This is a genomic window from Neobacillus niacini (assembly GCF_030817595.1).
GTDB lineage: Bacteria > Bacillota > Bacilli > Bacillales > Cytobacillaceae > Neobacillus > Neobacillus niacini_G.
The window spans coordinates 2,521,948-2,534,320 of the sequence record NZ_JAUSZN010000001.1; the positions used below are offsets into that span (position 1 = coordinate 2,521,948).

Sequence of the window (12,373 nt, forward strand, 5' to 3'; positions counted from 1 at the left end):
TTTAGTGGGAACGTTCCCGAATCTTCAGAAAGGAATTCACCACGTATAGAAAATTCAAGTGATCAATATTAATCTTTTCATCCTTGAAAACACTTAGATTCAAAGTCATTCCAAAGCAAGTTTGTATAGTAGTTCGTTATACAAAAGTCAGAAACCGTTTACAAGAATACTAAAAAAATTTTCACATTCCAGATTAGGAACAATTCATGGTAATTCAATTACATCAAGATTCTCTTATGTCTGAATTACCATGATTTATTTTGGGAACGTTCCCGTTTTTCGGATGTAACTTAATAGATATCTCAATTTTAATGCCTATGTCTTAATTTGTCAAACTATTATTGCAACTTTCAGTAGGGAAATATTGATATAGTTTTTTAATCTACTATGCCCTTCTTGTTGTTGCTTCTAAGTCTATCAATTGTTGTGTACACATACCACATCCAAATATAACTTATTGCACTTCCACTAAAAAATATGAAAACCACAGGTACTTTCATAAAAAGATAGTATATAACTGACGAGATGATAAAAATGCCAGCTGATTTTAGCGGGGAAGCTAAACTATATAGAAAGCTGAATTTAATATAATCCATCAATCGATAGCGATAATGTACATAAACCGGAAAAAAGTAGATACATGTTGTTATAAAGAAATAAGTAACGATTAATGTAACTATTTTTATAACCGAACTGACAACTGATTCTCCAAAAGTAAAGTAGTGGTAATCAATATATAAGATCCAGCCAATTGCAGTTAAAATCAACCCTAACATATTTACTTTTAAAAATTCATTTTTGTACGTTTTCCAAAATGTTTGATAAACAGGAATATCACTTTCCCCCATAATCCATTTACGTACTACTGAAAACATTGCAGCGGTTGCAGGGAATATCCCAAAAACTCCCAAACCAAGGACTGTGTAGCAAATCCATAACAACTGCAGATAGGAAAACTGCATGATTAAGGTACAAATTCGATAGATAAAACCATTTATTCCTGTCAATTTCATTCGCATACACCCTTTATTTCCTATTATTTCCCTTACATGATCACACCAATTTAAGAGAATCCTAGGGGAACTAGTTCCAGTGACTATACACGGGCTGCTAAATGCCTTGAAAATCCCCCATATCGTGTAAGCGATGAAAAATCCCTTTTAATGATGTGTATGAGTCTGAATATACCTCAAAAAGTTTTTCATAATAATGATGGCAAGTTACATCAGGAGCATAAATATTCTCATATTCGTGCAGTCCCCAACATTCTGCAACCTCCTCTAAACTAGCAAAGTCACCTATTCCCGCTGCAGCAAGCATGGCAGCACCATAAGCACCGCCCCCACGGCTTCTGTTTCTAACTACAGGGACATTGAAAATATTAGCAGCAGTTTTAAGCCAAATATCATGTTGAGCAGCTCCGCCAGTTAACAAGAGGTACCTGCAGCCATGACCAAATGTTTTTTTCACTAGTTTATAAGATTGATATAGTGAAAACAACACTCCCTCTACTACAGCACGTGCCATTTCTGCATGTGTATGTTCATTGGTCAATCCAATAAACGTCCCCTTTGCTTTTTCATCCAGATATGGTGTACGTTCACCAAATAGATAAGGAAGGAAAAGCAATTGTTTTGCCCCCGGGCTGGCAGTGCTTGCTAAATCAAGTAATTCTCCAATTTCATATTTACGACTAAAAACTGATTCTACTAACCATTTAAATGACATTCCTGCAGATAAAGTGGCACCCATTAACACCCATTTTCCCGGTGCCCCATGCACAAACGTATGAAGTGTACCTTCTTTGTCTATTGCCAAGTGGTCCGAACTCATAAACAACTGACCGCTAGTGCCCACTGTACATAACCAATCTTTTGATGAGATAATCCCATTCCCTAATGCTTGCGCCTGAGCATCTCCGCACCCACAAACCACGGGAGTTCCTTCCTTCTGGAATAACACACCTGCTGCTTTATTGGAAACAGTACCAACCAAGGCTGTTGACAATTGAATGTTTGGAAGCTTTGAATGATCAATTTGAAAAAGTTTAGTTATTTTTTCAGACCAGTTTAACGATGTTAAGTCCATAAGAAGGGTCGCTGATGCATCCGAATAATCAGTTTCAAATGTACCTGTCAGCTGCAACCGGATAAAATCCTTTGGAAGGAGGAACTTGTGTGTTTTTTTATAAAGTTCTGGAAAATGCCTCTTAAACCAAAGGATTTTCCCCAGCGTAAAACTGATATTCGGACGGTTACCTGTAAGTGCGACCCACTCTTCATTTGTTAAACGTGACTGAAGTTCTCCCAACTCCTCTTCATTTCTGCGGTCGGACCAAATAATAGCCTGGTGCAGTGCTTTGCCATTTTTATCAACTGGAACAATCCCATGCATCTGCCCAGTAACAGATATCGCATGAATATGATCAGGAAAGAATGACAAATCTTTCTGCAAATTTGTTAACGCTTCCTTAAGAGCAGTCAGCCATTCCACGGTGTTTTGTTCCACCCATCCTTCTTGCGGCAGCATTACCTCATAAGGCTTTGTCTGACTTGCAATGATTTTTCCTTTTGAATTTACAATGACAGCTTTTATTGATGATGTGCCTAAATCTATTCCTAAATAGTTTCTCATATTGTTACCAATGCTTTTTCAAGGTCTTCAATTAAGTTTGTTTCAACAATAGGCTGATTTGCATCTTTTGGAATAAAAAATGTTTTGATTTCTGAAGGCCCAAATTCGATCTCCAACTTGCGTCCCCACTTTTTCATGTCCACATTCACAACCGTTTCTTGGTTTGTTGTTTCGTATAAACGGATAACCAGTCCATCAAGATTTTCGGCTTTTTTCAAAGCTGATAGGATTACATTCGGCTGGTCGATTGAAATAAATGAATCCTCTTGAGGAAGTGTACCTGTATGGTATGTTTCCACTACAAACTGAGGTTTTTGATTTAGTTCTAATGCATGTTTAACCGTTTCTGCTTCTTCCCAACTATTTTCATGAGGCAATAATTGATACGTAAAGGTTTGTATTCCTTGGTCTATGATTGGATAATCCTCGTCCACTTCTGGAACAAAGGGAGCATGGTGAGCAAAAATTGGGCTTCTTAATACTGTTAGATTGATGGTATTACCGATTACATCCACACCATATTTTGCATCATTTAGGATGCTTAAACCGTAAATATCCTCTCTATGTTTGCCAATAGTCCCACTAACGTCGACCCAATTTTGAATTGGCTTTTCATGACCATTTGCTTCGCGTGAAACATGCCCATAAGGGATTTCATGGGTAGAATGTCGTTGATTAAAGGAAACCGGGAACTTCAGTTTTAGTGTTTTATAGCTTTCTTGCCAGTTTACTTTCACATTGACCTCAATCTTATTCAATTGCTTATACATAATGAAATCCTGGACCACAGTAGAAGCTTGATATTTAGAAATTACCCGGATTACACCTTTTACAGGTCCTTCTTCCATCTTCTTAATGCGTACCGGCTTGAATACACCTGCAAGTTCGTCAAATCGAAGTTTCCCATGTCCCCAAGTATCAGATGAATCCTCCATTACACAAGGAATGGCTGCATCGGATTTGAATACTTCAATTTGTTTTTCTTTATCAAATAAACTGCTAATGCCGCCCGATTCTTTGTCAATGACAAGCTTATAACGGTCATTTTCCATTTCATAATCTGTTACCCTTACACTGTCAAATTCACTCTTTGACTTTACTGCCCGTAGTTTGTACGTACTATAACCTAATGGTGGAACTTCTGCGATAAATGCCACACGTTTACGATTCGGAACTTTTGCGATTGAATCAATAATTTGATATGGTACTTCATTTCCGTTTACATCTTCAATAATGAATTCCTCTGGTAATAAGTAATTCACAAAAAGACCATATTCAATCTCAATATTTACTTTTACATTCCAGGAATGCGGATTAAATACTACAATCGGCTTCATGTCTTTTTCTTCTTTAATATCAATGTTCCAGCTCAGAGATTGCACTGCATAATTCAAATTTCTTGATGCAATGCTAATCGATTCACCATATAGATCACGTGCATCGGTATACGCAACTTCAATGCTTGTCCCAGCCAAAATATCATGGAACTGGTTAAAAAGGATGCCCTTCCATGCTTGGTTCATATCCTCTGGATATGGTTGTCTTGTTGTCCAATTGGCAATGGAAGAGAATTTTTCTGCCATTAACGTGAGATTTTCAGAATAACGATTTAACTTTTTCACTTCAGAGTGTACTGAATAACAACCTACCGCATGATGATGAAGGTCGTCATGAACTACTGGAAGCTGATCTTTTAAACTCTCAACATGGTCGAAAAATTCATTCGGAGAACTGAAGATTAAATTTGTATCCCCCAGTGTTTCGTTTACTCTTTGAATTGTGTTAAGATTTTCCTTTGTTGGTCCGCCGCCATGATTGCCGACACCATAGAAAACCATGAGGTTATTAAAGGAATGTTTGAGTTCATTTTTGCAATGCATGATATGGTTTTCCAAATGATCAAACGTGCAATATTCAAAAGGAATCCTAAATGCCTTGACACGGGATCCATCCTTTGATTCCCATAAAAATAACCTGCCTGGCAGTCCTTTTTCATCTGGACCTGGTCTCATAAAGACATAAGAATCCATTCCTGATTTCTTTAATATTTGCGGGAGCATCCCACTATGCCCAAAGCTGTCAACATTGTAACCAACCTTAGCTGTTACTCCAAACTTTTCTTTAAAGTAGTTTTGTCCGATTAATCCTTGTCTAACAAAGGATTCACCACTGGGGATATTACAGTCTGGCTGAATCCACCATCCTCCGCAAATCACCCATCTTCCTTCTTGAATTCTTTGTTTGATTTCTTCAAACATTTTCGGATCATTTTTTTCAACCCATTCATAATAAGCGGCAGAACTTGACGTAAAAATAAAGTCATCATATTCCGCTAGTCTATCAAGTGCAGAACGAAAAGTTGCTTTTACTTCTTGAAAACCTTCCTGCCAGCGCCATAACCAAACTGGGTCTAGATGGGCATTTCCAATCATGAACATGTTTTTCATTAAATATTTCCTCCTAACTAATAAAAATAAAAACGTACCGGACAAATATAACATTTATAAAAAGTTTGTGCATCCGATAAACAAAGTATCAAAAGAATAGTAAAATATTTTGTTAGTAACATTATAGACAATCAAGTATAATAAAAAAAGATATTTTTGGGAACGTTCCCAAAAAAATTAAAACCCTTACATAAGGAGCGACGAAAATGCCATTAAAAAATCAAGTTCAGCTAATTACTTACCCGGATTCTCTCGGAGGGGACTTAAAAACTCTTAATCATGTACTTTTGAAACATTTCCAGGATATTTTTAAAGGCGGGATTCACATTCTTCCCCCCTTCCCCTCATCCGGAGACAGAGGCTTTGCCCCTCTCACTTATTTAGAAATAGAGCCAGCGTTTGGAACATGGGAGGATATAAGTGTAATTGGTGAAAATTTTGATGTGCTTGTCGATTTAATGGTCAATCATATTTCCAGGCAATCAAAATACTTCCAGGACTTTATCAAAAAGGGCCGAAAATCGGAGTATGCGGATATGTTCATTGCCTTGGATAAGCTGTGGAAGAATGGTCAACCTCTAAAGGAGGATATCGATAAAATTTTTCTAAGAAGACCAAGACCCTATTCTACCTTTACGGTAGAAGAAACCGGTCAACAAGAAAAGGTTTGGACGACATTTGGAAAAGAAGACCCTTCTGAACAGATTGACTTGGATGTAAACTCTGAGAAGGTAAGACAACTATTAAGCGATTTCTTTATGAATTTTAGCAAAAATAACGTCAAAACCGTCCGATTAGACGCCGTTGGTTTTGTGATTAAAAAGCTCGGGACCAGTTGCTTCTTCGTGGAGCCGGAAATCTATGATTTTCTGGATTGGATGAAAGATTTGGCAGACTCGGCGGGAATCGAATTGCTTCCAGAGGTGCATGCCCAATATTCGATTCAAAATAAGTTAGCCGAACAAGGATTCTGGATTTACGACTTTATTTTGCCCTATACCATTCTCGAATCCATCCTAAACAAATCAAGCGAAAGGTTGATCGCCTATCTAAAGGTTCGCCCGCGGAATCAATTTACAATGCTGGATTGCCATGATGGGGTGCCTGTATTACCAGACCTTCAAGATTTAATAGATACGAATGATGCCAGAAAAGTAGTGGACCTTTGTCTGGAAAGAGGCTCAAACCTTAGTCTCATTGTATCCGATGAACATAAAGGACCGGATGGATTTGATGTTCATCAGATAGGAGGCACTTATTATTCCATGCTTAATTGCGAGGATGATGCCTATTTAGCTGCCAGGGCCATTCAATTCTTTGCGCCTGGTATTCCGCAAGTCTATTATGTCAGTTTATTGGCTGGAGAAAATGATTATGAAGCAGTGGAGAGAACAGGTGAAAAACGGGAAATGAATCGCCACAACTTTACCCTGGAAGAAATCGACCAATCGTTGCAAAAAGAAGTGGTTCAAAGATTATTAAAACTGATCCGATTTAGAAATGAATACCCTGCTTTTAACGGGGAGTTTAAGGTGATTGATTCGGCTAAGGAGGAAGTGCGTCTTTCCTGGCAAAAAGATGTCTATTCATGTACATTAGTCATCGACTTGAAAACGCACAAGTCTGTGATTAACTATACCGATGAGGAAGGAAAACTGGTCCAGTATGTGATTTAAATAGGAGCAGATTATACATTAGATAGTCCTTCACATGTTTTTGGGTCCTTGCTAGGGTCTTGTAGCTTCATTGCTTGTAGTTGACCCATAGGGTCCCAAAATGCAGCATTATTTTTTACTGACACATCATCCATGACAAAACAGGTAGAACCCATAATAAATTATGGGTTCTTTACAGTCTATTTTAATTTACCAGTCCCCGCCTTTGCTTTTACCAGCGCTGGAACTGCCTGTGTCGGATCAATTTTTGTAAACAAGGTTGGTTCCCAGCCCACATTTTCATTTAACTGAACCGTATGTGTTTGGTTAAAGGCTTCGACTAAATCGACTTCATTTGCCGAACTTTTTCCATTTACAAATGATCCGCTTTCATAAATAGATGTTCCCTCCCAATCCTGGATAATTTCTCCTAGATTAACATCATAGTCAAAATTAAAATAGTTATTCTCTGCATAAATTTTTGAGTTTACCCCAACGCCAAGAGCATAATCAAACTTATAATCTGAGTCTTTATTAAACTCATAATAATTATTGTAAACGTGTACTTGACCATATCGGACCCTTGGCAGCCTTTGTGTTACGTTTTTGTAATAGTTATGGTGAATCGTGACCTTTAAGTGTCCTTCGTCGGTCTTTCTACTATCACTGGAGCCGATAAGCGAGGTCTTGTCATGGTCCTCTAACACATTGTAAGAAATGGTTACATAATCAGCACCATTCGTCACATCAAGTAATCCGTCATGCTGCTGGTACGTTCTTCCAAAGATTTTGCCAAAATCCTCATCATGGTGTTCTCCATCAGTAAACTTGTTATGATTAATCCAGACATTGTGTGAGTTATTTGTTACGGTTACATTGTCATATTCGGAGTTCCATTCGCCAAACTCACCGTCTGTGGGATCCCATTGTGGAAAGAAATCAACAGGTGCTTCAAATTGAATATTTCGGATAATGATATTTTCCACTCCGCTCATAATAAAGCTGCCGCCAATAATTTTGGCATCGTCTCCTAGTCCAATAATCGATGTATTTGAGCCAATATTAACCACTATCTGTTGTTTTTGCTTTTGAGCAGATCGGGCACGTGCATCCTCCAATGGACCGGACACTTCGTTGTCGAGGCCCCATACCTCAGGTTTATAGGCTTCAAGGTAAGCATTAAAATCATACACTGGATCTGCATAAAACTCAGGTCCAACTGGAGTATTATTTGAAAAACTAATCAGATTTTTTTGCGATTAGTTTTTGTTTTATTGAATGTTTTTTTACAAACTCAGATATATTTTTTTAGCTTTGTTAAAATCTGATGTAGTTTTACTGTGTTTGAAAAATAAACGGAAAAATTCCGGCTAAATTGGGAAATACCCATATTTCCTTGAAATTAAGCGGAGCTTTTCCGTTTATTTGATCAAAATCTTTGGATTTTGTCCTATTTAGAGCAGTTAACCGGAATATCTCCGCTTATATCAGCTTCATAAGCTTCCCCTAAATACATTAACCGGAAATTCTCCGCCTATGAATTCTCATACCTACACGGAAATCACCAATGAACCATAACAGAGCCATTATTTTAAGTTCTGATGAATTGCAGTCTCCAAAGGGTACATATCCATAAACGACTGGGGCTGCTTATCACGGTACTCCTTTGGTGTACATAATTTTATCTTTACAAAGTTACGATTAAATGAACGTATGCTTTCGTAACCACAAAGGAAAGCAATTTCTGTAATATTCTTTTCTGTATAAATTAATAGATAACAAGCATAATTTACTCTGGTTTCATTTAAAAAATCGACAAACGACATATTAATATGGGTATTAAAATACTTCGATAAATAGTTATAACTGTAACCTACTGTTCCAGCGATACTTTTTAAAGAAATCGATTCTGTAAAATGGTCCTGAATATAGGTTAACAATTTATGGAGCAGCTCTTGATCTTGTTTTTCACTTTTAATTAAGCTGGTTTGTCCCATTAGTTCAGACAATAATAAATAAAGGCAAGCCTTTTGTTCTAGCAGATTTGGGTTATCTTTGAAAAGTGTCCTAGAAATGAGTGTATTTGCTTCCTGAGATACGGTGAAAACTGGATTTTCAAGTGAACTATTTTCTATCATCCTTTGAAATGTCGGAACATAGTCTGGGGAAAAAATACAAATATTAGCTCGCGAATGTGATTTTGTAATAAACGAGTGAATTTCAAACGGCAATATGAGTAAGAATTGTCCAGTTTTCAAATGGTAACTTTTTTGACTAATTATGACTTCCATTTCCCCATCAACCAAGTATAATAATTCAAAACCACGATGAAGATGGCTTGGAAAGTTTAAATCCAATGTATGATAGTTTGATATGTAATCAAAATGGTGAGCCTCATATATTAACATTCTAAGAACATCCTCAAAGAGTAAATTTTGTCTAGGATTATATAAGTTTTTACTTGTTGTGTCAAACCTGTAAATGATAGATTTATCGATAGTAGAGTTATCTTGATGGCAAACGAAAGGAGATACGATATGAAAAAAATTGGAATTGGAATGATCGGATATAAATTTATGGGTAAAGCACATAGTCACGCTTACCGGGATCTTCCACTCTTTTTCCCGAATACCGTTCATCCTGATATGAAGGTTATTTGCGGACGTGACTTAAACGGAGTGACCACTGCAGCCAAGCAGTTCGGCTGGGAGGAATATACAACGGACTGGAAAAGCCTCTTAGTGAGAGATGACATCGATTTAATTGATATTAATGCACCTAGTGATGTACATAAGGAAATAGCCATTGCCGCTGCGCAAGCCGGCAAACATGTTTTTTGTGAAAAACCGTTAGCGCTTACATTAAATGACTCTAGAGAAATGCTTGATGTCGTTGAGGCTGCTGGAATCAAACATATGGTTGGATTTAACTATCGTTTTGCTCCTGCTGTTATGCTAGCTAAAAAGCTCATTGACGAAGGAAGACTTGGCGATATCTATCATTTCCGTGCCTGGTTTTTACAGGATTGGCTCGTGGATCCAAACTTCCCGCTAGCCTGGAGACTTCAGAAAGAAATTGCAGGTTCAGGCTCTCATGGAGACCTCGGTGCTCATTTAATCGATCTATCTCACTATCTCATTGGCGATATTACCGAAGTCATTGGTATGAACGAAACATTTATTAAAGAACGTCCTATTCCATCGCAGATGACTGGTTTATCAGCAAAAGTCAGTGATAGTAATGAAAAGGGCGAAGTGACAGTCGATGACGCTACCCTATTTTTAGCTCGATTTGCTAACGGAGCTTTAGGAAGCTTTGAAGCTACGCGCTTTGCGGCTGGACACCGCTGTACGAATTCATTTGAAATCAATGGCAGTAAGGGCAGTGTGATCTTTGATTTTGAACGGATGAATGAACTGCAAGTTTATTTCGTTGATGACCGAGACGATGTTCAAGGCTTCCGCCGCGTGTTAGCGACTGACCCCGCGCACGCTTATGCGGAAAACTGGTGGCCGCCAGGTCATACGATTGGTTATGAACATACGTTTATTCATGAAATGGTTGAACTTATGAATTCTTTCCGGGAAAATCGACAGCCTGTTCCAAACTTCCGTGATGGCGTAAAGTGCCAGGAAGTCTTAGAAGCGGTTGATTTATCGATTGAAAAACGACAATGGATCCGAATTTCTGACGTTTAAAAAAATGTAAAGGAGTGCTTTTACCATGAAAAAAAGTGCATTGATTGTTTGGGGCGGATGGGATGGCCATCAGCCCGAACAGGTAGCTGAGATATTTAAAGGGATTCTTGAGGAAGAAAACTTCCAGGTAGAGGTTTCCCATTCACTTGACTCATACGCTGACAAGGAAAAACTTAAGCAATTGGATTTAATCGTTCCGCACTGGACTATGGGTGAAATTGAAAGAAAGTATGTCCTAAATATCTCTGAAGCAGTTGCAGCAGGTGTTGGTTTAGCTGGATGCCATGGTGGAATGTGTGACTCTTTCCGTAATAATGTGGACTGGCAATTTATGACCGGGGGGAATTGGGTCGCCCATCCAGGAAATGATGGTGTAGAATACATGGTCAACATCAAACATTCCTCAAGTCCATTATTAGATGGCCTCTCTGATTTTAAAGTCGCTAGTGAGCAATATTACCTTCACTACGATCCTGCGGTTGAAGTGTTAGCTACGACTCGCTTCCCGGTTTTTCACGGACCGCACAGTGCTAATAAAGCAGTGGATATGCCTGTTGTTTGGACCAAACGCTGGGGCCTTGGAAATGTGTTCTATAGTTCGTTAGGACATCAAGCCAATATTGTTGCTATGCCTGAAGTTTCTCTGATCATGCGACGCGGATTTTTGTGGGCTGCTGAAGGAAAGAAAAGAGCCGAAGAAATGGATGTTGCGTCTATTTATGGTAATGTACGAACTTATACTGGCATGGGTGACAGTCAATAAGAAAAAGCGGAAGGCAAGGCAAGCTAGTCCATAAACATAAACTGGAGGTTTCTATGAAAAAACTTAAAATCGGTATCATTGGTTGTGGAAATATTAGTTCGATTTATATGGAAAACTGTCAGAAGTTCCCTCACCTCGAGCTAATGGCATGTGCGGACTTAGATGTATCGCGAGCACAATTACAAGCTGAAAAGTTCGGTGTCCCTAGAGCTTGTTCCGTAGAAGAGTTACTGTCTGACCCAGCAATTGAACTTGTCATTAATTTAACGATTCCTAAAGCACATGCCTCTGTTTGCATCCAGGCACTTGAAGCAGGCAAGCATGTTTATACGGAAAAACCACTCGCTGTCACACGCGAGGAAGGAAAACAAATTTTAGAAACAGCTAAGAAGTATAATCTTCTAGTTGGCAGTGCACCCGACACCTTCTTAGGCGCTGGCATTCAAACTGCTATCAATCTAATCGAACAAGGTGAAATTGGAGTTCCGATTGGTACCTCTGCCTTCATGATTTGCCGCGGGCACGAACATTGGCATCCGGACCCTGCCTTTTATTATGATGTTGGCGGCGGACCGATGTTTGATATGGGACCATATTACTTAACAGCCTTAGTGGCTCTGTTAGGACCGATTAAACGAATTTCTGGTTCTACACGTATCAGCTATCAAGAAAGAACAGTGCTTAGCACACCGAAAGCAGGTACTAAAATAGAGGTAGCAACCCCTACACATATCTCAGGTGTGATCGATTTCGCCTCAGGTGTAATTGGAAGTATTACCACAAGCTTCGATGCCTTTGGCGGTACATCGCTGCCGCCTATTGAAATTTATGGCAGTGAAGGAACGTTGCTTGTCCCTGACCCCAATACGTTCGGCGGACCTGTGAAAATAAGAAAACGGGACGAAAATGAGTTTAAAGAGGTGCCCCTTGCATATGGATATTCCCAAAACAATCGGGGGCTTGGCGTTGCTGATATGGCCAAAGCCATCCTCGAAGGCGGGAAATATCGAGCAAATAGCGAATTAGCGTATCACGTTTTAGAAGCGATGCACGGCTTCCATGATTCTTCAGATAGCGGTAAACATTATATAATGGAAAGTACATGTGAGCGTCCTGAATCTGTGTCTTTGGAATTACACGCTTAGTCATTCGACTTTACTGGATACTAGGAACCTT

Annotated in this window: 9 protein-coding genes; 4 read left to right on the forward strand and 5 right to left on the reverse strand. The window is 38.8% G+C overall.

All coding sequences use genetic code 11. The features are described from left to right. Positions 1-377: 377 nt before the first annotated feature. The 3 genes from QFZ31_RS12035 to QFZ31_RS12045 form a co-directional block, all read right to left on the reverse strand. Positions 378-1,013: a YesL family protein gene (locus QFZ31_RS12035; RefSeq protein ID WP_307303183.1), complete on the reverse strand. Its 636-nt coding sequence runs from the start codon at positions 1,011-1,013 to the stop codon at positions 378-380. A 97-nt stretch (positions 1,014-1,110) separates the two neighbouring features. After that, positions 1,111-2,634 carry a xylulokinase gene (gene xylB, locus QFZ31_RS12040; RefSeq protein WP_307303184.1) on the reverse strand — a complete coding sequence of 508 codons (1,524 nt, stop codon included), beginning with the start codon at positions 2,632-2,634 and terminating at the stop codon, positions 1,111-1,113. Next, entirely contained in the window at positions 2,631-5,081 is a 2,451-nt protein-coding gene (locus tag QFZ31_RS12045; RefSeq protein ID WP_307303185.1) for an alpha-mannosidase, read from the reverse strand. The genes xylB and QFZ31_RS12045 overlap by 4 nt, the downstream gene beginning before the upstream one ends. Before the next feature lie 206 nt (positions 5,082-5,287). Here QFZ31_RS12045 and gtfA point away from each other — a divergent pair, with 206 nt between their 5' ends. Continuing rightward, the gene (gtfA, locus tag QFZ31_RS12050) at positions 5,288-6,757 is read left to right on the forward strand and encodes a sucrose phosphorylase (RefSeq protein ID WP_307303186.1); all 1,470 of its coding nucleotides are present in this window, start codon (positions 5,288-5,290) and stop codon (positions 6,755-6,757) included. Positions 6,758-6,936: 179 nt separating this feature from the next. Here the strand turns inward: gtfA and QFZ31_RS12055 are convergent, their stop codons facing one another. Further along, positions 6,937-7,929, reverse strand: coding sequence for a polysaccharide lyase family 1 protein (locus QFZ31_RS12055; protein WP_307303187.1), 993 nt, complete (start codon positions 7,927-7,929; stop codon positions 6,937-6,939). A 393-nt stretch (positions 7,930-8,322) separates the two neighbouring features. After that, positions 8,323-9,144 (reverse strand): helix-turn-helix domain-containing protein, encoded by an 822-nt coding sequence (locus tag QFZ31_RS12060; protein ID WP_307303188.1) that lies wholly within the window; start codon positions 9,142-9,144, stop codon positions 8,323-8,325. A gap of 129 nt (positions 9,145-9,273) precedes the next feature. Between QFZ31_RS12060 and QFZ31_RS12065 the strand changes: the two genes are divergently transcribed. The 3 genes from QFZ31_RS12065 to QFZ31_RS12075 are packed head-to-tail and all read left to right on the forward strand — an operon-like array spanning position 9,274 to position 12,342. After that, complete coding sequence (locus tag QFZ31_RS12065) at positions 9,274-10,434, forward strand: Gfo/Idh/MocA family protein (protein WP_307303189.1); 1,161 nt, start codon at positions 9,274-9,276, stop codon at positions 10,432-10,434. Between the two features lie 25 nt (positions 10,435-10,459). Then, the gene (locus QFZ31_RS12070; RefSeq protein ID WP_307303190.1) at positions 10,460-11,197 is read left to right on the forward strand and encodes a ThuA domain-containing protein; all 738 of its coding nucleotides are present in this window, start codon (positions 10,460-10,462) and stop codon (positions 11,195-11,197) included. A gap of 53 nt (positions 11,198-11,250) precedes the next feature. After that, on the forward strand, positions 11,251-12,342 hold the full coding sequence (locus QFZ31_RS12075) for a Gfo/Idh/MocA family protein (protein WP_307303191.1): 1,092 nt from the start codon (positions 11,251-11,253) through the stop codon (positions 12,340-12,342). Positions 12,343-12,373: the final 31 nt, after the last annotated feature.

Bases quoted from the DNA above. Each gene is read 5' to 3' on its own strand.
- xylB (WP_307303184.1), bottom strand. From the start codon at position 2,634: ATGAGAAACTATTTAGGAATAGATTTAGGCACATCATCAATAAAAGCT.
- QFZ31_RS12075 (WP_307303191.1), top strand. From the start codon at position 11,251: ATGAAAAAACTTAAAATCGGTATCATTGGTTGTGGAAATATTAGTTCG.
- gtfA (WP_307303186.1), top strand. From the start codon at position 5,288: ATGCCATTAAAAAATCAAGTTCAGCTAATTACTTACCCGGATTCTCTC.
- QFZ31_RS12065 (WP_307303189.1), top strand. From the start codon at position 9,274: ATGAAAAAAATTGGAATTGGAATGATCGGATATAAATTTATGGGTAAA.
- QFZ31_RS12035 (WP_307303183.1), bottom strand. From the start codon at position 1,013: ATGAAATTGACAGGAATAAATGGTTTTATCTATCGAATTTGTACCTTA.
- QFZ31_RS12060 (WP_307303188.1), bottom strand. From the start codon at position 9,144: ATGTTAATATATGAGGCTCACCATTTTGATTACATATCAAACTATCAT.
- QFZ31_RS12070 (WP_307303190.1), top strand. From the start codon at position 10,460: ATGAAAAAAAGTGCATTGATTGTTTGGGGCGGATGGGATGGCCATCAG.
- QFZ31_RS12045 (WP_307303185.1), bottom strand. From the start codon at position 5,081: ATGAAAAACATGTTCATGATTGGAAATGCCCATCTAGACCCAGTTTGG.